General features: G+C 65.4%; 16 protein-coding genes and 1 CRISPR repeat array. Of the genes, 6 read left to right on the top strand and 10 right to left on the bottom strand.

The window, feature by feature from the left end; genetic code table 11:
* Nucleotides 1-125: 125 nt before the first annotated feature.
* The 3 genes from Ssi02_RS16830 to Ssi02_RS16820 all read right to left on the bottom strand — a co-directional run bounded on the left by Ssi02_RS16830 (nt 126) and on the right by Ssi02_RS16820 (nt 2890).
* A complete protein-coding gene (locus tag Ssi02_RS16830; protein WP_204026479.1) occupies nt 126-1004 on the bottom strand; it encodes a hypothetical protein in 879 nt (292 codons plus the stop codon).
* A 605-nt stretch (nt 1005-1609) separates the two neighbouring features.
* Nucleotides 1610-2476: a hypothetical protein gene (locus tag Ssi02_RS16825; RefSeq protein ID WP_204026477.1), complete on the bottom strand. Its 867-nt coding sequence runs from the start codon at nt 2474-2476 to the stop codon at nt 1610-1612.
* A 72-nt stretch (nt 2477-2548) separates the two neighbouring features.
* Entirely contained in the window at nt 2549-2890 is a 342-nt protein-coding gene (locus Ssi02_RS16820; protein ID WP_204026475.1) for a PadR family transcriptional regulator, read from the bottom strand.
* A gap of 109 nt (nt 2891-2999) precedes the next feature.
* Between Ssi02_RS16820 and ilvA the strand changes: the two genes are divergently transcribed.
* From ilvA to Ssi02_RS16800, 4 genes are all read left to right on the top strand, one after another.
* The gene (ilvA, locus tag Ssi02_RS16815; protein WP_204026473.1) at nt 3000-4214 is read left to right on the top strand and encodes a threonine ammonia-lyase; all 1215 of its coding nucleotides are present in this window, start codon (nt 3000-3002) and stop codon (nt 4212-4214) included.
* Nucleotides 4215-4546: 332 nt separating this feature from the next.
* Nucleotides 4547-5092 carry a TetR/AcrR family transcriptional regulator gene (locus Ssi02_RS16810; RefSeq protein ID WP_204026472.1) on the top strand — a complete coding sequence of 182 codons (546 nt, stop codon included), beginning with the start codon at nt 4547-4549 and terminating at the stop codon, nt 5090-5092.
* A complete protein-coding gene (locus tag Ssi02_RS16805) occupies nt 5076-5474 on the top strand; it encodes a DUF5360 family protein (protein WP_204026471.1) in 399 nt (132 codons plus the stop codon). Before Ssi02_RS16810 ends, Ssi02_RS16805 begins: the two co-directional genes overlap by 17 nt.
* Nucleotides 5475-5782: 308 nt before the next feature.
* Nucleotides 5783-7180 (top strand): M1 family metallopeptidase, encoded by a 1398-nt coding sequence (locus Ssi02_RS16800; protein ID WP_204026470.1) that lies wholly within the window; start codon nt 5783-5785, stop codon nt 7178-7180.
* Between the two features lie 428 nt (nt 7181-7608).
* On the opposite strand, the gene Ssi02_RS16795 is transcribed toward Ssi02_RS16800, so the two are convergent.
* The 5 genes from Ssi02_RS16795 to hppD form a co-directional block, all read right to left on the bottom strand.
* Nucleotides 7609-8361, bottom strand: a complete 753-nt coding sequence (locus Ssi02_RS16795; protein WP_204026469.1) for a PaeR7I family type II restriction endonuclease — start codon at nt 8359-8361, stop codon at nt 7609-7611.
* Between the two features lie 7 nt (nt 8362-8368).
* The gene (locus Ssi02_RS16790) at nt 8369-10045 is read right to left on the bottom strand and encodes an Eco57I restriction-modification methylase domain-containing protein (protein WP_275410696.1); all 1677 of its coding nucleotides are present in this window, start codon (nt 10043-10045) and stop codon (nt 8369-8371) included.
* A gap of 232 nt (nt 10046-10277) precedes the next feature.
* Complete coding sequence (locus Ssi02_RS16785) at nt 10278-11819, bottom strand: M1 family metallopeptidase (protein WP_204026466.1); 1542 nt, start codon at nt 11817-11819, stop codon at nt 10278-10280.
* Between the two features lie 80 nt (nt 11820-11899).
* Nucleotides 11900-12508, bottom strand: coding sequence for an RDD family protein (locus Ssi02_RS16780; protein ID WP_204026464.1), 609 nt, complete (start codon nt 12506-12508; stop codon nt 11900-11902).
* An 81-nt stretch (nt 12509-12589) separates the two neighbouring features.
* Nucleotides 12590-13699 (bottom strand): 4-hydroxyphenylpyruvate dioxygenase, encoded by a 1110-nt coding sequence (gene hppD / locus Ssi02_RS16775; RefSeq protein ID WP_204026462.1) that lies wholly within the window; start codon nt 13697-13699, stop codon nt 12590-12592.
* 102 nt (nt 13700-13801) lie between these two features.
* Between hppD and Ssi02_RS16770 the strand changes: the two genes are divergently transcribed.
* Together Ssi02_RS16770 and Ssi02_RS16765 are read left to right on the top strand one after the other, a co-directional pair.
* Nucleotides 13802-14281, top strand: a complete 480-nt coding sequence (locus Ssi02_RS16770) for an Lrp/AsnC family transcriptional regulator (RefSeq protein ID WP_204026460.1) — start codon at nt 13802-13804, stop codon at nt 14279-14281.
* 303 nt (nt 14282-14584) lie between these two features.
* Nucleotides 14585-16741 (top strand): transglycosylase domain-containing protein, encoded by a 2157-nt coding sequence (locus Ssi02_RS16765; RefSeq protein ID WP_239128972.1) that lies wholly within the window; start codon nt 14585-14587, stop codon nt 16739-16741.
* Between the two features lie 411 nt (nt 16742-17152).
* A CRISPR array of direct repeats spans nt 17153-17421; the repeat unit is 25 nt; unit sequence GGAACATCCCCGCGCCTGCGGGGCC.
* Between the two features lie 43 nt (nt 17422-17464).
* Here Ssi02_RS16765 and Ssi02_RS16760 read toward each other — a convergent pair.
* The gene (locus Ssi02_RS16760) at nt 17465-19474 is read right to left on the bottom strand and encodes a thioredoxin domain-containing protein (RefSeq protein WP_204026458.1); all 2010 of its coding nucleotides are present in this window, start codon (nt 19472-19474) and stop codon (nt 17465-17467) included.
* A gap of 720 nt (nt 19475-20194) precedes the next feature.
* Nucleotides 20195-20656, bottom strand: coding sequence for a MarR family winged helix-turn-helix transcriptional regulator (locus tag Ssi02_RS16755; protein ID WP_204026457.1), 462 nt, complete (start codon nt 20654-20656; stop codon nt 20195-20197).
* Nucleotides 20657-20746: the final 90 nt, after the last annotated feature.

Below are 20746 nucleotides of genomic sequence, written 5' to 3'. Positions count from 1 at the left end.
TGTGCTCCGTTCACTGCGGGGGAGGGCGGAGGCGGCCGGCGGCCTTCGACTCCGCAATGTTTTCCGCGTTTTCCACTCGACGGCCACCGCGATCAGCGACGGGGCGGCGGCTTGCGGGAGGCGGGCTACCAGATGATTCCGGACTCCACTGAGTAGTCCTGACGCACCTGATCGAAGACTTCCGTTTCCTTCGGCGTGTAGGCGGCGTAGAAATCCTTGCCGCACTCCAGGTCGTCGAGCGCGTCCTTGATCTCCTTGGCCAGATAGGCCCTGGCCTGCGTCGGCGAGAGCTTCTTCCCCTCGCCCTCCTCCGGCGGCCCGTCGTCCAGGCCGAGCACCTTCGACCGCTCCTGGATGAAGGTGCTGGCGCCCCGGCCCACGATGTTCGTCGGTTTCATAGACGTGATCTCGTAGCCCTTGGCTTTCATGCAGTCGCCGAACTTCTGCGCCAGTTGGACCAAGTTGGGGTCGCCGTCGAGAATCCGCTGCCGCATGCCCGTCATCACGGCGACTTGTTCCTTGAGAATGTCGTCGTACTTCGACACCTTCATCCCGAGCACGGATTTGGCCGCGCTCAGGGAACACGCGTTATGGGCCTTGTCATATGCCGTGCGCTGCGCGGCCGACAGGCTTCCCGTCATCTTATCGTTCGGATTCGGCGACCTGCGCGCGCCGGAATCGCGGTGTTCGGGGTAGACCTCGAAGGCGAAGGAGCCGTAACCGTACTTCGACCGGTATTTCTTCATGGTCTCGTAGTCGCCGGACTCCATCTTCCGGTCCTCTTCGGTCTTGACGTCGGAAGGCGTGTAGGAGATGTACTTGAATCCCTGCTCCTTCATGCACGCCGCGACATGGTCCTGCACGAGCCTTGGCTTGTTCTGGCCGGAATCCGGCGAAGCCCCTTCCCCCGCGGGGGCGGCGGTGTTCTGCTCACCCTGCCCGCCGCAGCCGGCGAGCACGGCTAGGGAAAGCGCGAGAATTCCGGTGTACAACCGTGCGGACATGAAACGTGTGCTCCGTTCACTGCGGGGGAGGGCGGAGGCGGCCTGACGGACACCGCGATCAGCGGCGGGGGCGGCGGCCCGCGAGCGGCGGCTCACCATATGATTCCGCTGTCCACGGCGTATTCCTGGCGCACCTCATTGATGACCTCGGTCTCTTTCGGTGTGTAGGCGGCGTAGAAGTCCCTGCCGCATTCCAGGTCGTCGAGCGCGTCTTTGATCTCAGCGGTCAGGTGGGTCTTCGCCTGGCCCTGCGACAGCGTCTGCGGCGTACCGGCCTCGTCGTCGGAGACCTCGCTCGCACCGGGACCGGGCCCTCCGATGCCTGGAGCCGGTCCCCTTTGGAAACGGTGGGAGCCGCAGGCCGGGAACCGCCCGCCTCATCGCCACCGCCGTCGGCCCCGCAGCCGGTGAGGACCGCGGCGGGCAGCACGAGCAGGGCGACGCACTTTCTCAGATGCATACTGGGACTCGATTCGTGAGAAGGCATGGTGAGGAGAAGGCACGTCACCATGCGGGACGCCGCCTCGACAGATCACGTTGTGCGTGCAGGGGGGATCGGCGCCCGGCCCGGGGGCTCCGGTCGGATTTACACGGTCCAGCCCGGGTTAGAGCAGGACCTGCCGCCTGGCTTGGTACGGCACAGCCGCGGCGGCCACTGTCAAGAAGAAGAGCAGGAGCCAGTGGGCCACGTCCTGCGGCGTGTAGGTGACGATGTTCTCAACGGTGATCTCCGCGAGGACGGCGAGCATCGACACGAGGTAGATCGCCGCCGCGACGGCCCAGCGAGGATCCTTCGCGATATATCCGGCGAAGACGGCCATCAGCAGAAGCGCCGTCTCCAGCACGATCCTGCTCATCGTGCCCGCACTCCGGCCGGCCACGTCCAGCCACGCCGGGTCGCTGAACGACAGAGCGGGCACGGTCGCCCACCACCACCAAGAGCGGACCTTCACCCGCCTTTTCCTGGCGGCGAGGACCGCGATCCCCAGGAAGAGCACGGCATACGTGATCAACGGGGCCACCGGTCCGCCCATGCCGTACATCGCGGGTCGATCCCAGAGATCGTCCGCGATGACCGGCACCAGCGTTTGGTCCAGCAACGGCACGCCCAGCGCGATCGACCCCGACTTGAAACCGATCAACGCCGCGAACGGCAGTGCCGTCCATAACCAGCCGCGCATCACGGCCAGCACCAGGAACGCCGACATGCCCACCCAGAGGGGAAGCTCCCTGAAGAAGGGCGCGAGGTACGCGAAGTTCGCCACCGCCAGGATCAGCGTTCCCAAGTGCAGACCATCTGCCCAAGGGATGCCGACCGCGGCGTATTCGGCTCTGGCCCGGAGCCCTCCCCGGACCAGAGCCACGGCCTCGCGGAACGAAGGGAAGGTCCTGCCGGGCTCTGCGGTGTCCAGCAGGGTGCCTATGAGCTCTTCGCCGTAACCATCACGGTATCCACGAGGGTAAACACGCATCAGAGAGCGGCATCGTCGTTCCATCAACGCCGTGCCGGCCCCCCCTGGCGGCGCGGGGCTCGGTGCCGACGGTCATGAGAATGTCGCCCCCGGGCGTGGAATCCGGTTCACCACGATCGAGGCGGCTTGCTGCATGCGGTAAGCCTCCGCGGAGACCACCCCGCGCCCGTCGTCGGTGATCACGAAATAGCGGCGTGGCCGCCCGTCGACGACCTCCTCACGATCCACGGCGATCAGTCCGTTTGCCGCGAGCCGGTCGAGCGCACCGTAAAGCGTGCCGACCGGCAGTTTCACCCGGTCCTCCGAGAGGACCATGGTCCGCTTGATGATCCCGTGCCCATGGAGTGGGCCGTCGAGCAGGGCGGCCAGGATGAAGTACGTCGGCTCGCTGACCGAAGGTGATCCTTTCGCCATACTGGAAGACCATACTTCGGGCAGCGAAGTATGGCAACTCGGTCAAAGCAGCTTTGTGGATCGGCGGACCCCATCGTGGCGGCCCGCCGTCGGGTGGCAGACTGCTGACATGGCGAAACCCGAGGTGACCTACGACGACGTGGTCGCCGCCCGCGATCTGCTCTCCGATGTGGTCGTGCACACGCCCGTGCTCCACTCCCGCCTCCTCTCCGAGGCCGTGGGCGGGCCCGTCTACCTCAAATGCGAAAACCTCCAGCGTGCGGGCTCGTTCAAGATCCGCGGCGCTTACGTGCGCATCGCCCGGCTCACCGAGGAGGAGCGCTCACGGGGAGTCGTGGCCGCCAGCGCCGGCAACCACGCCCAGGGCGTCGCGCTCGCCGCCGGGCTCGTCGGCGCCAAGGCCACGGTCTACATGCCCGAGGGCGCCCCGCTGCCCAAGATCGCCGCCACCCGCTCTTACGGCGCGGACGTCGTCTTCGCAGGACACACCGTCGACCCCGCCCTCACCGCCGCCCGCGAGCACGCCGAGCACACCGGCGCGGTCTTCATCCACCCCTTCGACCACCCCGACGTCATCGCCGGCCAGGGCACCATCGGGCTTGAGATCATCGAGCAGCTCCCCGAGACCGGCACCGTCGTCGTCGGCATAGGCGGGGGAGGGCTCGCCGCCGGCGTAGCCCTGGCCGCCAAATCCCTCCGGCCCGGCCTGCGCATCGTCGGCGTCCAGGCCGAGCGCGCCGCCGCCTATCCCGCCTCCCTCGCCGCCGGCCACCCCGTGCTCGTCGAACCCGCCACCACCATGGCCGACGGCATCGCCGTCGGCCGCCCCGGCGACCTGCCGTTCGAGCTCATCCACTATCTGGTCGACAGCGTCGTGACCGTCACCGAGGAGGAGATCTCCAAGGCGCTCGTGCTCTGCCTCGAACGCTCCAAACAGGTCGTCGAGCCCGCCGGCGTCGTAGGCGTCGCCGCGATCCTGGCCCACCCCCACGCCTTCGACCCGCCCGTGGTCACCGTACTTTCGGGCGGCAACATCGACCCCCTCCTGCTCTCCAAGGTCCTCCGCCACGGCCTCGCCGCCGCCGGACGCTATCTCGCCTTCCGCATCCGCCTCCCCGACCGCCCCGGCGCCCTCGCCACCCTCCTGGGCCGCCTGGCCGACCTCGGCGCCAACGTCCTGGAGGTCGTACACGAGCGCGTGGGGGCACGCCTGCACTTGGACGAGGTCGAGGTGCTGCTCCAGCTGGAGACGAGAGGGCCGGCCCACTGCGACGAGGTGCTCGGCGCCTTGCGGGGGGACGGTTACAAGCTGATCTTCGGCTGACCCTTTTGGGGCCGGTCTTCCAGAGCCGGTCTTCAGGGGGCGGTCTTTGAAAGGCGGTTTTTAAGAGTCGGGTACGGCATGAGCCAGGTCAGGCGGCGGCGGTGAACTCCGCCCCCGCCTGTCGTGTTCGTGGCTCGCGCTCCGCCGCCACCTGCACACGCCGCCACGTCCCCACCGGTCGGCGGTGAGCCGTGATGCCCTTCGTCTACGACCCGAAGGCGGGGCAGTTCGCCCCCACCGGCAACGACAGCACCACCCGGCCATGGAGCACCGCTGCCGGGCGATCCGTCATATCACGATAAGTGCACCGGTTGGCCGGTATAGTTTGATCTATGGTGAGACCCAGTTCCAAAGAGCGTCTGCTGGACGCCGCCGCCGAGGTGCTGCTGAGCCAGGGCGCGGAATCCCTGACCCTGGAAGCCGTGGCCAAGCAGGCCGGCGTTTCCAAAGGCGGCCTCTTCTACCACTTCCCCACCAAACAGCGGCTGGTCGGGGCGATGGTGGAACGGCTGACCCAGGCATTCGACCACGCCCTGGCCCAGGCGGGGGCGAGACCGGGCGACTACCTGCGTGCCTACATCGAGGCCACCATCCCCGCCGAGCCCACCGCGAGCGCACCCATCGACCGTGTGACCGTCGCCCTGCTGGCCGGAGTGCTCGTCGATCCGGCGGGACTCGCGCCGCTCCGGCAGCGCTACGAGGCCTGGCAGGCCAGACTCGTCGAGGACGGCGTCGACCCCGCCGTCGCCACCGCCGTCCGGCTGGCGGTCGACGGGTGGTGGGCGGCCAGGCTGTTCGGCCTGGGCGAGCCCGGCCCCGAGCTCCACAGACGCACCCGTGCCTACCTTCTGGAGCTTGTCGATGCTGCGCACGACTAAGGTCCTCATGCTGCTGACCGACCTGGGCTTCCTGGTCTACTTCAGCGTCATCGGGTTAGGACTCCTGCCCCCTGAATGGGCCTTCGCCGACTACGCGAACCCGCTCATGGTGGACTGGAACTGGTCGTTCCTCTGGATCGACCTTGTAGCCGCCTTCACCGGCCTGATCAGCCTGCGGCTCAACCACTCGCCCCTGATGCTGGTCTCCCTCGTCCTGACCATGGCATCCGGCCTGATGGCGATCGCCTTCTGGACCCTGCGCGGAGACTTCTCCCTCGCCTGGTGGATCCCGAACCTGTACCTGATGCTCTTCCCCATCCCGGCCATAGCCCACTTAACAGCAACCATGAACCCCAAACCATCGCGAACCACGACTCCGTAGCCCCGCACCCGTGAAGGTGGGCCCGTCGAGGGCCGTCGCAGGCGGCCACGATCGGTGGTTGTCTCGCTTGGCAACCGGGCGAGTGGCGTGGATATGGCTGCGAGGCAAGGTGGGGTGGTGTGCATATGGGTCCGGATGCCGTTGGCGGTGTAAAGCCGTTGACGGTGTAAACGGGAGGAGCGGCGATCGAGGAAACCCGGTGTGATCCGGGTTCTGAAGCATGGAAGAAGATCTACTTAGTTTCCTAGACCTGGAGCGCGCGTAGCGGATACCTTCCCTGGGAATCCGCCACCAGGTCTGGAGTTCACATGCGACGAACCGCCCCCATCGTGGCCGCGGCTGTCTCCACAGCGGCGTTCCTGCTCGTCCCCACTGCGGCTCCGGCCCACGTCTTCCAGGCGGCCACCCCGGGGGCCGCAGGGCTCGGCGACTCCTACCTGCCGCAGGCGGGCAACGGAGGCTACGACGCCCTCCACTACGACCTGGATCTCGACTTCAGCCCGGCCACGCGCACGGTCGACGCCTCCTCCACGATGCGGGCGAAGGCCACGCAGAGCCTCTCCCGTTTCAACCTCGACTTCGAAGGCCCCGAGATTAGCCGGGTCAAGGTCGACGGCAGGCCCGCCGAGTTCAGGCGTGAGGGGCAGGAGCTGGTCATCACCCCCTCCCGCCCGATCCAGTCCGGCCGCACCTTCGAGGTCGAGGTGGCCTACGCCGGCCCGCTGAAGGAGATCAACGACGCCGGCCTCGGCCGCTACGGCTGGCTCCCGACCGTCGACGGCGCGGTCGTCATGTCCGAGCCCGACGGCGCCCGCTCCTTCGTGCCCGTCAACGACCACCCCAAGGACAAGGCGTCCTACCGCGTCCGCGTCACCGTCCCCAAGGGCCTCACGGCTCTCGCCTCCGGCGAACCTCAGGGCCCGGAGCGCACCCGTGACGGCCGCACCACCTCGGTCTGGCGCAGCAGCGAGCCCATGGCCAGCTATCTGCTTACCGTGGCCATCGGCAAGTTCACCGTGAAGCGCAGCACCTCGGGCGGGCTGCTCAACATCACCGCGGTCGACCCGGCCGCCTCCGCCGACGACGGGGGCCTGCACGCCAAGACCGCCGAGGTCACCGCCTGGGGCGCCAAGCTCTTCGGCCGCTATCCCTACTCGTCGATCGGCGGCATCGTCGACAAGGTCGGCGTCGGCTACGCGCTGGAGACCCAGACCAGGCCCGTTTACGACACCGGGGTGCCCGCCACCGACCTCATCGTGCACGAGATGGCCCACCAGTGGTTCGGCAACAACGTGTCCCCCGGCGACTGGCGCGACATCTGGCTCAACGAAGGCTTCGCGACCTACGCCGAGTGGCTGTGGGACGAGCAGCACGGCGGTCCCACCGCCCAGGCCACCTTCGACCGCTACTACGCCGCCCCCGACAGCAACCGCATGTGGAAGAAACCCCTGCCCGGCGACCCCGGCCGCAACGACCTCTTCGCCGGCTCGGTCTACACACGCGGCGCCATGACCGTCCACGCCCTCCGCACCGCCCTCGGCGACGACGACTTCTTCAAGCTGCTCAAGCAGTGGAACTACAAATACGCCCACTCCCACGCCCGCACCGCCGACCTGCTCGCCCTCGCCGAGCAGATCTCGGGCCGCAAGCTCGACGGCCTGTTCAACTCCTGGCTCTACACCGAAGGCAAGCCCCCGCTCTCGTAAGACCCGGCCACACTGGTTCAGCCAAAGTCCCCGTCGTGCTAAAGGTGCTTGAGGGGTCCGACGTGGTCAGGTGCCTGCCCGTCGCACACGAGAGTTCACACGCACGTGGGAAACAAACATTACGTGAGGAGTGTTGAGGCGGGCAACGTGTGGGTGTGGTGTGCGGACAATGGTAATGGCATCCGCGACCGTCTGGACACCCTTATCGGCAAGAGTCGCTGCTAATCCTGGCGGCCTTTGGCGAAGAGCACGGCATGTCATCGATGAAAGTCGTGCCCGAGCCCATATAGCACTCACCGCCATTTCCTGTCGGCGACCCGCGGCTGCGCAGGCCGGAGCGACAAGGCAAGCAGAACCGCATCGAAAGGACCCCCGGCAATAGCGGGGGTCTTCTCGTTGGCTTGCTACTCTGAATCTGGGTGGCTTGGCTAGAGGATAATTTCCTGTTTGCCGCCTATCCCTGTGTCGGGAAGTCCGAGTGTGTAAACGACTCGGCCGGCGATGGCTGCTGCAAAGTTTGCAAAACCTAGCTCGGGATCGGGTTCATTGAGAACAGCTGTGGCCTCTGAAGAACCCGGAGTGGTGGTGATGAAGCATGCGGCGTCATACAGGCGCTCACGTACGAGTCGCTGGCAAAGAATCCTGTAGCGATCCATGTAGGAAGTGTTAATAAATACCTTCTCCACCGGAGAAACTGTGGTGGGTACGGAGATGGGGGTCATGGACTTCGGGGTCGCTTCGAGGATGAAGAAGTAGCCCAACCAAGGTCGGAGGCTACCAAACGTGCCTTCTTCGTAAGCGCGCCATACATCGGTTGCCGATCCTATTGCCTCCTCAATGCGATTATTAACGTTGTTGCCGAAGGATGGTCCGACCTGCGATTTGAATTCGATCGCAGCGATTAGGGATCCTCGGTGTACAACGACAATATCCCATTTCTTTGCTGCTCTATAGTAGCCGGGAAGTTCCACGCCAGTCTTTTGGCGGATGCAGTCTCGTGGGATCCCTGATTCGACAAACTCTTGAATGACCACCTCTTCGAGTTCTCGCATATGTTGTCCCGCAGTTACTGCGCTGCGGAATCCGGCATCAGATCGGCCTGCATCCGACTGCTTCTTTGCCGCTCTTTCGCGAAGTTCCCAAAACATATTCACAGCGTGCTGTGCCGGATGTTGACGCATGTGTCTCCTAGTCTGGCAGGTGATCTAGGCCGTATGCCCGCAAGGCGGCCTCGGTGGCGGCTGACGAATCCCGCTTTTCGAAGGCTTCACGAAGAGCGTTGCAGGTTGACTCGTCGATATCATCTTGATTGGGGACGCGGATCTTACGCAAATACTGTGCCTGAAAACGGAGAGTTCCGCCACGCATTTTAACGGCGTAGGCCTCAACAAAGGCCTCGGCCACCTTGGACAGCATTAGTCCACCAAGGACTCTTAGATCCCATGAATCAGAGACTATAAAGTATAGATTATGGTGCGGATAGTATCCGCCTTCATCTAGCACGGGATGAATGGTCATCTTCATGTCTGGAAGAAGCAGTTTGGGCTGGGCGGTGAGATGGGGGTCTACTTTATCAATAGTCTTGTACCACCGACTAGGCTGTTTGATCGCAATGTGGCGCTTTCGGAGCACTGAGGCGTGCCTCTTGAAGTAGGACGCCAGTCTTGGGTAGTTGGTCAAATCAACCAAGTTTCCCGCGCTGTCCCAGGGGTTCACGAGATATGAGCCGTTCCACTCAAAAATCCCAGTCTTTGTGTCCCTGACCATAGATAGTGGGAGCAGGCGATCTGTCTCTACGAGATCGGCTCTATCTGTGATAAAGATTTTGTCGGCTCCAGTAGCTACGCCAATACCGACTCGCGTCCCAGTCCTTCTATCTTCGAGGAGCTGGTATCGCTGACTGAGCTCTTCTAGCATCGCCAGTCTGGCGGGAGAGGCTGAAGGCCAGGAGTCATCACCTGCAAACCAATGAGGAAGCCTGGCCGCATGATAGGTTTCGGTATCGACATACTGATCGTTGCTACTAGTCGTCCAGGATGCAAACTCGTGCGCCTGAGCACTGCTGAAGGAGCGGCGTGTATCGGCGGCGATCGCCGTGCCTTGAGTGCGATTACTGATCACGGTAATTGCTGGGTAAGCGGAGACCTGATCCTCGAACGCATCCACATCATGCATGATCAACGCTAGATCCATGCTGTATTGCCTCGCGATCAACTGTCGGAGCCCTCTGCCGTATTGGTTACGCATCCAACGGTCTGCGCAGATGAAGGCGAGTTTTCCGTCGCTCTTGAGGCTGACCAAACCTTTTTCGTAGAATCCCACGTAGATATCAGCACGTCCGCCCATCGTATTACACGACCGACGGTAGGCCGCCATGCGTACTTCAGGTACGTCTTCCAAACGAATATAAGGCGGGTTACCAACCACAAAATCGGCTGATTCGCTGGATCGACTACGCAGTAGGTAATCCCCCTGCAAGATCCATCCTTGGACGACTTTGTCTACTTCGATCGCGTTCCAGCCATCATCTATAAGCAGTCGTGATACGAGCTGTTGAGCTTGCTGCACATTGTGAGCGAGTAGATCGATCGCTTCGATTGCTGAGGCAGCTTCTAGCAATGATCGCTTGTGTCTCCGGCAAGAAGCACTGAGTCGCTGGACGATGGGACCGAGGAAAGCGCCCTCGCCGCACGCAGGCTCGACTATTCGCATAGAGGCAAGGTTTCGATCGGGGGTATAGCCCACAAGATCGAGCATGAGATCAACCACCCACCGGCGAGTGAAAACCTCGCCATTTTGCCCCGAGCGCCCTGGTGGGTCCGCTGGATGCGGAAGGTGTAGGTCAAAGAGCGAGTCAGCGGTCACCACACGACGATACTGCCCCTGCGGCACCACCACCCACAGTGCTGCAGCTCTAGCCCTCTGATTTTGATGTCGTTGACCTGCGCGGCTGGCCTAAAGCTCTTTATGGCTACTGCGCGGGACATCCTTCCCAGGATCTCTGATGCATTGAAGACGGGACGGCTTGGAGATCCACCATCTGCAAGTGCGGTTTCATACGATCAAGTCCTTGCCCCTGAGCCCGCCTGCATGAGTGCTAGCGCCGGTAGGGGCCGGCCTGGCGGGTGGGAGCCGGTGAAGCGGTGGGAGTTGGGGTGGGGCGTGAGTTGCCAGGGGTTGGGCGGGTTTGGCGGCGGGGGCGTTCGGGCCATTCGGGGCGGCCGCGTTTGTAGAGCCACACGTCGAAGAGGCTGTCGAGTTGCCGGCCGGAGAGGCGTTCGGCCAGGGTGATGAAGTCGTCTGTCGTGGCGTGGCCGTACGCGTGATTCTGAGCCCAGGTGCGGAGCACCTTGAAGAAGGTCGCGTCGCCGATGCGCTGGCGCAGGGCGTGGAGGGTCATGGCGCCGCGGGTGTAGACGGACTCGTTGAACAGGTCGTCGGGCCTGGCCTTGCCGGGTGGGTAGTTCCAGATGGGGGAGCTGGTCATGGACATGCGTCCGCGGAAGACCTGCTCGGCGGTGATGGTGCGGTTGTGCTCGGCCCACAACCACTCGGCGTAGGTCGCGAAGCCCTCGTTGAGCCAGAGGTCGTTCCAGCGTTTGATGCTCACGCTGTCGCCGAACCACTGGTGGGCGAGCTCGTGGGCGATGATGCTCTCATCGGGGATGAATCCGCCATACATCGGCTTGGTCTGGTTTTCCAGGGCATAGCCGGTGTTGAGGTCGTCGACTACGCCTCCTGTGGAGGAGAACGGGTAAGGGCCGAAGACCGTGCTCCAGTAGTCGGTGATGCGGCCCGACAGCCGGAAGACCCGGTCGAGCTGGTTGTTGTATTTCGGTGCCACGGCGGCGAGGTTGGCCAGGCCGCGGGGGGTTGTGCCGGTGCGGAGGGCGAAGTCGCCGAGGGTCATGGTGGCGAGGTAGGTCACCATCGGGTGGCGTTCGCGCCAGATGAAGGTGGTCTTGCCGTCGGTGGTGACCGGCCCGGCGACGAGTTCGCCGTTGGCGAGGGCGGTGAGCCCCTTGGGCACGGTCAGCTCGAAGTCGAATGTCGCCTTGTCGGCGGGGTGGTCGTTGGCGGGGAACCACGTTTTGGCCCCGTTGGGCTCGCAGACCACGAAGGCGCCGTCGGAGGTGGGGATGAATCCGTAGGTGCCGAGGTTGGAGGAGCCTCGTACGGGTTTGGGAGTGCCGGAGTAGGCCACCCGGACCGTGAACTTCGCCCCTTTGGCGAGCTGTGCGGCGGGGCTGATCATCAGCTCGCTGCCCTCGCGGGTGAACTGCGCGGGGGCGCCGTCCAGCGTCACCGACGCGACGTGCAGCCCGGACAGGTCGAGGTTGAACCGCGCGAGGTCGTGGAGCGCCGTGGCGCTGATGGAGGCGACGCCGGCGAGGTGTTTGCTGCTCGGCGTGTAGGCGAGCTTGAGGCTGTAATGCGTGACGTCGTAGCCGCCGTTGCCGTCACTGGGGAAGTCTGGGTCGCCGATGCCGGCCGCGCCCACCGTGCCCTGCACGGTGGAGCGGGCGGGATGCTCGGATCCCACCGGCGGTGAGGACAGGCTCTCGCCGTTGGACGCCGAACAGGCGAGCAAGGCGAGGAGGGTGACGGACGTCGTCGTTGCCAGTGACCATGACCTCATCAGCCGCGCGTGCCCCCTGTGCTCGGTGTGTGACACCTCCGTCGAGTGACAAAGAGCTTACGCTAAGTAGTCACCACTGGTCAGCTATCCACCACAAGAGTTCTGGCTGCCTTGTCGTGGATGGCCTGCTTTCTTGGGTCTATGAGGATCCAGCCAAGGTCGATGATCCACAGGCAGCACAACCAGGCGAGGACCGCCATCACGGCCTGCCGGATCGCCGCCTGGCCCACGGCGAGCCTCTCCCCGGTCTCGCTGATGACACGCAGGCCGAAGATCTTCTTCCCGATGGTCTGACCGTGCCAATACGCCTGGAGCAGCCAGTAGTAGAGGAATGCCACGACGGCCAGGAAGAAGGTCTGCGAGAGGTTGATCCGCGCCCAGGCGCCTCTCTCCTCGTCTAGGACGTGGCTCCAGGTCTGCCAGGTGACCGGGGTGCTGATCAGGCTGATGATGATCGAGTCGACGATGCCCGCGAACAGCCGCCGCCAGCGTCCGCCGAGCGGCGCCGGCACCGGGCCGGGTCCGCCTCTGTAGCCGGGCGGGGCTTCGCCGTACTGCGGGCCGCCGCGGGGCGGTGGAGACCAGGGTTCACCTTCAGGGGGCGACTGGCCGGGGGGCGGGTCGATGTAGGGGTCGCGATATGGACGATCGGGCGGTGGTTCGCCCGGAGGCGGCGGTGGTGCTCCCATTTGAGGGAGATCACCACGCGCCGCCTACTGCAAAGCCCGCGACACGCAAAGAGAGCGTGAAGGGCTTACCTGGGGCCGGTATCAGAGGTTGCCGCGCAGGTCCTGCTCACGCTCGATGGCCTCGAAGAGCGCCTTGAAGTTGCCCTTGCCGAAGCCGAGGGAGCCGTGCCGTTCGATGAGTTCGAAGAAGACGGTCGGGCGGTCCTGCACGGGCTTGGTGAAGATCTGCAGGAGGTAGCCGTCCTCGTCGCGGTCGACCAGGATGCGGCGCTTCTTGAGCTCCTCGATCGGCACGCGCACCTCTCCGATGCGGGCGCGCAGCTCGGGGTCGTCGTAGTAGGAGTCGGGGGTGGCGAGGAACTGCACGCCGGCGGCCCGCATGTGGTCGACGGTCGAGAGGATGTCGTTGGTGGCCAGGGCGATGTGCTGCACGCCGGGCCCGCCGTAGAACTCCAGGTATTCGTCGATCTGCGACTTCTTCTTGCTGATGGCCGGCTCGTTGAGCGGGAATTTGACCTTGCGGCTGCCGTCGGCGACGACCTTGGACATCAGCGCGGAATACTCGGTCGCGATGTCGTCACCGATGAACTCCGCCATGTTGGTGAAGCCCATGACCCGCTTGTAGAACTCGACCCACTCGTCCATCTTGCCGAGTTCGACGTTGCCGACGCAGTGGTCGATCGCCTGGAAGACGCGGCCGTTCTTGACGTCCGGCGGCGCCACGAGCGGCTCGGCGGCTACGTAGCCGGGCAGGTAGGGGCCGGAGTAGTTGCTCCGGTCGACCAGCGTGTGCTGGGTCTCGCCGTAGGTCGCGATGGCGGCCAGCCGTACCTTGCCGTGCTCGTCCTCCATGGTGTAGGGCTCGTCGAGGCCGCGGGCGCCCGCCTTGACGGCGTGGGCGTAGGCGGCGTCGACGTCGGGCACGTCGAGGGCGAGGTCGGTCACGCCGTCACCGTGATCGGCCACGTGGCGGCTGAGGTCGGTGCCCGCGCGAACCGATCCCCGGAACACGAAACGGGCGCTACCCGAGGTGAGGACGTAAGCCGCCTCGTCACGGCTGCCGTTCTCCGGCCCGCGGTAGGCGACCAGGCGCATGCCGAAGGCGGTCGAGTAATAGTGGGCGGCCTGTTTGGCGTTGCTGACCGCGAAGACCACAGCGTCCATGCCGTGAACAGGGAAAATGTCGTTCATGCGGTTACTGTCGGATTTGGTGGGCGGGTTGCGCAAGAGTGGACTGATTTGCTGGACAATCTGTATGGTGGATCGAGGGCTATCGTGGAGTAGCTGTACATCATGACGATTGATCAACTCGACGCCCGTCTCATCCTGCTCCTGACCGAGGAGCCGAGGCTCGGCGTGCTGGAGTGTTCGCGCCGCCTCGCCGTGGCCAGGGGGACCGTGCAGGCGAGGCTCGACCGGCTGGTCGCGCGTGGGGTGATCACCGGCTTCGGGCCCGACATCTCGCCCGCTGCCCTCGGCTACGACGTGATGGCCTTCGTCACATTGGAGATTCGCCAGATCAGCGGGCACGACCCGGTCGCGCACGGCCTCGCGCGCATTCCCGAGGTGCTGGAAGTGCACACGACCTCCGGGGGCGGCGACCTGTTCTGCCGGGTGGTCGCGCGCAGCAATGCCGACTTACAGCGGGTCATCGATTTGATCGTCGACGTGCCGGGGGTGCTGCGGACGTCTTCGGTGATCGCGTTGGACACCCCCGTGCCTTATCGCGTTTTGCCATTGGTCGCCGATGTTCCACGTCACAGAGACCATTAAGGCTTAGCATCCAGAGTGAAGAGTTGTTCGTCTCCTAGCATGAACCCCAGGTCGCACGCGTCGACAGGCTCCTGATCCGGCTGTCGTCGGCGATCTCGGAGCGGGGTTCTCCGAACTAGATCAATTCCATCGTTGTCGACCACAAGCGTTGATATGCGCTCAAAGCCAGTCATAGTCGGTCATAGGGAACACAGGCATAGTTATCGGTCGTTTACCCTGAAATTTCGCTTGATGCTCGGTGCCGGGGGGACGGTTGATCGTGCAAGTGGGGGTTTGTGGCGTGTGTGAGGGACGGAGATAGACGTGCGAAAGCGACGGATTCTCCGGGTGTTGTTGGTTTTGACGGGCAGCGGCCTGCTACTCGGCGTGGGAGCCTTCGCCGTGGCCTGGGCGCTCACCCCGATTCCGGACAGCACTCAGCCGGAGGCCACCGCCCAGGCATCGGTGATCTACTACCGCGACGGCAAGACCGTGCTGGCCAAACAGGGTGTCAACCGCAAGGCGGTCGAGCTGTCCAAGGTGCCCGAACACCTCCGCGACGCGGTGATCGCCGTGGAGAACCGCACCTTCTACCGCGACAGCGGCGTGTCGGTCTCCGGCACCGCCCGCGCCGTCTGGTCGACCGTGACCGGTCAGCAGCTCCAGGGCGGATCCACCATCACCCAGCAGATGGTGCGCAACTACTACAGCGGGCTTGGCCAGGAACGTTCTATCGTCCGCAAGCTCAAAGAGATCATGATCTCGCTCAAGGTCGACCAGTCGAAGTCCAAGGACTGGGTGCTTGAGCAATATCTCAACACGATCTACTTCGGCCGCAGCGCCTGGGGCGTGCAGGCCGCCGCCGACGCCTACTTCCGCAAGAACGTCCGCGACCTGACCATCGCCGAGAGCGCCTACCTCGCCGCGGTGATCCAGCAGCCGTCCAACTTCGCCAACCCCACCGGCGCCATGCGCGACGCCGCAGAGGCGCGCTGGAAGAGCGTGATCGCGGCCATGGTCGAGACCGGCGCCCTCACCGCCGAACAGGCCGCCGACCAGCGTTTCCCCACGCTGAAGAAGCCCAAGGGGGTCTTCGCGCCCAAGGGGCAGGACAACTATATGATCGACCAGGTCAACGCCGAGTTGGCACGGCGCGGCTACACCGAGGAACAGATCAACCAAGGCGGCCTGCGCATCGTCACGACCTTCGACAAAAATCTCATGAAGGCCGCCGAGCGCGCCGTGACCTCCGTCCTGCCCGACTCCACCCCGAAGAAGGTGCGCACAGGCCTCGCCGCCGTCGACCCCCGCAACGGCGAGGTGCTCGCCTTCTACGGCGGCCGCTCCTGGGAGGACAGCAAGGTCGACAACGCGTTCTACGCCAAGGTCATGGCGGGCTCCACCTTCAAGTCCTACGCGCTGGCCGCCGCTCTGGAAGACGGGCTCAAGCTGTCGACCCGCGTCAACGGCAACTCGCCGATGCGGGTCGCCTCCCACGACATCCCCAACTCAAGCGGGCGCTCCTACGGTGAGGTCAACCTCGTCACCGCGACCAAGGACTCGGTCAACACCGCGTTCGTCGACCTCAGCCAGCGCATCGGGCTCGACAAGGTGGCCGAGGCGGCCAGGGCCGCCGGCATCCCCGAATCCCAGCTCGCGCCGCATGAGGACGCCCCGACCTTCCCGCTCGGCGTGGCGTCGGTCAGCGCCGTCCAGCAGGCGACCGGCTACGCGGCCTTCGCCGCCGAGGGCATCTACCACGAGGCCCACGTGATCCGCTCGATCACGGACGCCGACGGCGAGAAGACCACCATCGACGTTCCCGGCAAACGCGCCTTCACCGAGCAGACCGCCGCCGACACCACCTACGCCATGACCCAGGTCGTCGAGGCCGGCACCGGCACCGCCGCCCGCCTCTGGGACCGGCCCGTAGCTGGCAAGACCGGCACGACCGACAAGTCCCGCGCCGCCTGGTTCGTGGGCTACACGCCGCAACTCTCCACCGCCGTCAACATGTTCCGCGACGACAACAAGACCGTGAAGGTCGGGGGATACGAGCAGTACGGCGGAGGCATGCCTGCCCAGATCTGGCGAGCCTTCATGACCGAGGCCATGAAGGGCAAACCCGTCGAACAGTTCCCCGAAGCCTCCGACTTCGGCTGGGACTTCCCCGACGACAACTACCCCGAGGGCGACGATTGGTACGGTGACCCGAACGGCGACCAGGGCATCAACCCCGCCCCCGACCAGAACGCCACCCCTCCCGGCACCTCACCCCCGACAACCGGCCCCGACACACCCGCCAACCCCAACAACCCACGTGGCCCGGACAACCCCGACGGCCAACCGGATGGCGAGAACCCCGGCGGCCCAGGCCAAGGCCCGGGACCAGGCGACAACCAGGGCAACGAACGCCGCCTCGGCGGGGGCCAGGACGAGGGACCGGTCCAGAACATCCCCGTCCAGCGCGACACCCGGTAGGCGGGTCGGGCTCTCGGGCCCTGCTTGCACGGTTGGGCAGGTGTGCGTCACCTCTACCTCGGTGGAGGTGACGGGCCGGGCTTCCCTGATCTCCCGGGGCATGGTGGGCGATCATCCCCGCACGTGCGGGGCCGACCCGCCAGCCTGCCCTTACTGCCGCACCTACTCAGGATCATCCCCTCGCGTGCGGGGCCGACGCCCTGGACGGCGACCTCGCCGCCGCTGCGATGGGAACATCCCCGAGTGTCCGGGACTGACGTACACGGCCGCGCCTACATCTACATGACTGCAGGAACATCCCCGCGCGTGCGGGGCCGACCGGACGTCGCCGTCACCTTCCATAACCGTGTGAGGAACATCCCCGCGTGCGGGGCCGACACGGCGGCGGTGTCTCTGAGCGCGTCGATGGGCGGAACATCCCCGCGCGTGCGGGGCCGACCGGATGCCGCCCATGCATGCCCAGTAGCCGCCAGGAACATCCCCGCGTGTGCGGGGCCGACTGGACGGGGTGGGAGACGCGGCGCGCGATCTCCGGAACATCCCCGCGCCTGCGGGGCCGACGCAGCCACCGAGGTGCCCGACGTCGCGACCTGGGGAACATCCCCGCGCCTGCGGGGCCGACCTGAGGGAGGCCCCCCCTTTTTAGAGCGCTCCAGGAACATCCCCGCGCCTGCGGGGCCAACACTCGCCTACCTGCGCTGTTGCGGAGCCATAGCCCTGTTTTCATTCGGTGGTTTTATGGAGTTGTGTGCCCCCAAGTTCTGTGGCCAAGTCGGCTGCGGTTGTGACCGGCATGCGGCACGTGAAGTCGCGGCACACGTAAGCCGCAGGTCGTCCTCGGACGAGTTCTCGTCCCTCCAGGAGAGGAACCAGGCTGTTGCCAGTCCCAGGCTCCTCCGCCGGGTCGTGGAGCGCCACCACAAGGCCAGGAGAGCGCGACAGGAGCGCGGTCCTGTGAAGGGCACGAGTGTCGAGGGAGTCCAAAGGCCCCACCACCGCGACCTCGACCGGGCCGGCTAGGGCGGCTTCGGCGACGGCGAGGCCCCAGCCGGCGAAGCGGGCGTGGCGGGGGGCCAGGACGGAGGCGGTGCCGAGGGCGGCGTGGGCGGCTTCGCGGTGACGGGCGGAGCCGGTGAGGGCGGCGTAGGTCAGGAGTGCGCCCGCCGCCGCGAACCGCCCGGACGGGGTGGCGTTGTCGGTGGTGTCCTTCGGGCGCTGGAAGAGGCTCTCAGCGTCGTCCGCCGTGTCGTAGAAACCACCCTCCCCGTCCCCGAAGTGGTCCAGAATCACCTCAAGCAGTGCACCCGCCCGCTCGAACCACCGGCTTTCCCCGGTCACCGAGTAGAGCGCCAGCAACCCCTCCGCCACGTTGGCGTAATCGTCAAGCACCCCGGCGTTGGCCCCCACCCGTCCGTCCTTGGACGTGCGGGCCAGCCTTCCGCCCTGCATGTGCACCTTGTCCAGGAGTTCGGCCGTCTCACGGGCCGCGTCGACCAGGTCCTGCCGTTCGAACAGCAGCCCGGTTTCCGCGAGCGCGGCGATTGCCAGCCCGTTCCACGACGCGACCACCTTGTCGTCCCGGCCGGGCCGTACCCGCTCCGCCCGCGCCCGCAGCAGCGTCTCCCGCACATGCGCGAGGCGCGTCGTGTCGGGCGTGTCGGACAGGAACTGCAGCACCGAACTGCCGTGCTCGAACGTGCCCCCCGGCGTGACGGAGAAGACCGACATGGCGAACGCCGCGTCCTCCTCCCCAAGTACCTCACGCAGCTGGTCGGGCGTCCAGACGTAGAACTTCCCCTCAACACCCTCACTGTCGGCGTCCAGCGCCGAGGCGAACCCGCCCTGCTCGGTGCGCATTTCCGCCAGCAGCCAGTCGGCGGTCTCCAACGCGATCCTGCGCGCGAGCACCGTGCCCGTGGCCCGCCACCAGTGCGTGTAGACACGCAGCAGCAGAGCATTGTCGTAGAGCATTTTCTCGAAATGCGGCACAACCCACTCGGCGTCCACGCTGTAGCGCGCGAACCCCCCGGCGAGCTGATCGTAAATGCCGCCCCTCGCCATCGCCGCCAACGTGTGCCCGGCCATGGAAATCGCTTCCTGGCCGCCTTCCCGCAGCAGAAACTCCAGCACCATGGACGGCGGGAACTTCGGCGCGCCCCCAAACCCGCCACGCACCGGATCGAACCCGCTTTTAAGATTGAGTACGGCTTCCGCCAGCGTGTCGTGGGTCGGCTGCGGCCCGGTGGGGAAGTCCCCGCCGTCGTTCAGCGCGGCGACGACCTTCGCCCCCTGCCCGAGCACCTGATCGCGCTCGTCGCGCCACACCTGGGCCACCCCGTCGAGCAGCCGGTGAAACTGCTGCCGCGGGAAATAGGTGCCGCAATAGAACGGGTGCCCCTCAGGCGTCGCGAACACCGTCATCGGCCATCCGCCCTGCCCCGTCATGGCCTGGGTGGCGGACATGTAGACCGCGTCGACATCCGGCCGCTCCTCGCGATCGACCTTGACGTTGACGAAGTTCGCATTCATCTTGGCCGCCGTCGCCTCGTCCTCGAAGGACTCGTGGGCCATGACATGGCACCAGTGGCAGGCCGAGTAACCCACGCTGATCAGCAGCGGCACATCCCGCCGCCGCGCTTCGGCGAACGCCTCCTCGCCCCACTCAAACCAGTGGACCGGGTTGTCGACGTGCTGGAGGAGATAGGGAGACGTAGCTCTGCCAAGCCGGTTCATAGTGCCAGCGTTTCACAGCCTTCCAGGCCCCGTCGCCCACCCTCCTCTTCGGGCGTCAGAAGAGAACGAGTCGCGTGAGAAGCACTCGCTGGTGCTTCCTATCGCTGCGGTATTCCGCGATGCCGTGGCCCTTTGGGATGAGGATCTCTCGCAAATCTGGATCCATGCTGGCTTGGCCGCTCCCAAGCAGCCAAGGATTTTCGCAGATGGAGACCGTGAGCGCTACCACGGTGGAGAACACGTCTGCCGAGATAGACGGATCGGCGAGTGTCTCGGCCACGATCTCAGACGGTATGACCGGCCATAGATCATCATCCTCAATCGCTAGGCGGTGCACTCCTGTCGTCTGCGTGCAATCTCATCCATAGTCGTAGTCGGAAGGGTCCCGGCCTCAGCGGCTGCATGGATGCGATCACGATCGGGATCGGTGTCCAGCATGGCACGTCCCCACCATGCCGAGATCACACCATCCAACTCTGGACCTTGCTGAGCCTCCAACAACTCGGCGAAGAACTGGGCTCGCCGGCTGCCACGCAGTGCGTTGGAGATGCCGCCGATGGTGCGAGGAACCCTCGGTCCTTCTTCGTGGACAGGCTGAGCGCTCATCTCCACCACCTTTCTCACAGTCAAAGATAGACCCAGACTTCTATCGGGGTGTGGAGTACGCGACACGCCAGTCGGAGGCGCCCTCGTATAGATCAGTTGTCACTCCTGGTCACCTCAGGGGATGGTGGTGTCCGCGGTGCGGAGGAGGGTGAGGAGGGTGGCGCGGTCGGCGGGGTTGAGGGGGGACAGGACCGGCATGTCTTGGAGGAGGCCGGCGATGAACTTGCGGCGGAGTTCATGGCCTTCGAGGGTGGCGATGAGCTGTTTGGCGCGGCGGTCGGCGGGGTCGGGCTGGCGTACGGCGAGGCCGCGTTGTTCGAGGGCGTCGGCGATGCCGGTGATGTGGGAGGGTTCGCAGTGCATTTGGCCGGCGATCTCACCGAGGCGGAGGGGCTCGCCCAGGCGGAGCAGGGCGTGGGCCTGGGGGGCGGACAGGCCGATCCCGGCGGCTGTGGTGTCGAGGTGGAACCTGAGCCGCAGCATCGCAATGATCAACCGGTCTAGGGTCTCGATCTCGTCGTCGTGGGGGTGCGGCGGCGTCGGCATGCGTGTGGCCCTCCCGGAAATCAGTTTCACCACGGAAACGATCCCGCCTCAAGCGACATTCCAGGATTTTGTACGGCATAAGCCACCAGGCTTGTGCCGTACGCAACCAGGAGCCGCGTC

Origin of the sequence: Sinosporangium siamense (assembly GCF_016863435.1) — a bacterium.
In the GTDB taxonomy this organism is placed as follows: Bacteria; Actinomycetota; Actinomycetes; order Streptosporangiales; family Streptosporangiaceae; genus Sinosporangium; species Sinosporangium siamense.
Note: the sequence above shows the minus strand (reverse complement) of the source record. Positions and strands in the feature narration are given on the sequence as shown.

Bases quoted from the DNA above. Each gene is read 5' to 3' on its own strand.
- Ssi02_RS16830 (WP_204026479.1), bottom strand. From the start codon at position 1,004: ATGTCCGCACGGTTGTACACCGGAATTCTCGCGCTTTCCCTAGCCGTG.
- Ssi02_RS16825 (WP_204026477.1), bottom strand. From the start codon at position 2,476: ATGCGTGTTTACCCTCGTGGATACCGTGATGGTTACGGCGAAGAGCTC.
- Ssi02_RS16820 (WP_204026475.1), bottom strand. From the start codon at position 2,890: ATGGCGAAAGGATCACCTTCGGTCAGCGAGCCGACGTACTTCATCCTG.
- ilvA (WP_204026473.1), top strand. From the start codon at position 3,000: ATGGCGAAACCCGAGGTGACCTACGACGACGTGGTCGCCGCCCGCGAT.
- Ssi02_RS16810 (WP_204026472.1), top strand. From the start codon at position 4,547: ATGGTGAGACCCAGTTCCAAAGAGCGTCTGCTGGACGCCGCCGCCGAG.
- Ssi02_RS16805 (WP_204026471.1), top strand. From the start codon at position 5,076: ATGCTGCGCACGACTAAGGTCCTCATGCTGCTGACCGACCTGGGCTTC.
- Ssi02_RS16800 (WP_204026470.1), top strand. From the start codon at position 5,783: ATGCGACGAACCGCCCCCATCGTGGCCGCGGCTGTCTCCACAGCGGCG.
- Ssi02_RS16795 (WP_204026469.1), bottom strand. From the start codon at position 8,361: ATGCGTCAACATCCGGCACAGCACGCTGTGAATATGTTTTGGGAACTT.
- Ssi02_RS16785 (WP_204026466.1), bottom strand. From the start codon at position 11,819: ATGAGGTCATGGTCACTGGCAACGACGACGTCCGTCACCCTCCTCGCC.
- Ssi02_RS16780 (WP_204026464.1), bottom strand. From the start codon at position 12,508: ATGGGAGCACCACCGCCGCCTCCGGGCGAACCACCGCCCGATCGTCCA.
- hppD (WP_204026462.1), bottom strand. From the start codon at position 13,699: ATGAACGACATTTTCCCTGTTCACGGCATGGACGCTGTGGTCTTCGCG.
- Ssi02_RS16770 (WP_204026460.1), top strand. From the start codon at position 13,802: ATGACGATTGATCAACTCGACGCCCGTCTCATCCTGCTCCTGACCGAG.
- Ssi02_RS16760 (WP_204026458.1), bottom strand. From the start codon at position 19,474: ATGAACCGGCTTGGCAGAGCTACGTCTCCCTATCTCCTCCAGCACGTC.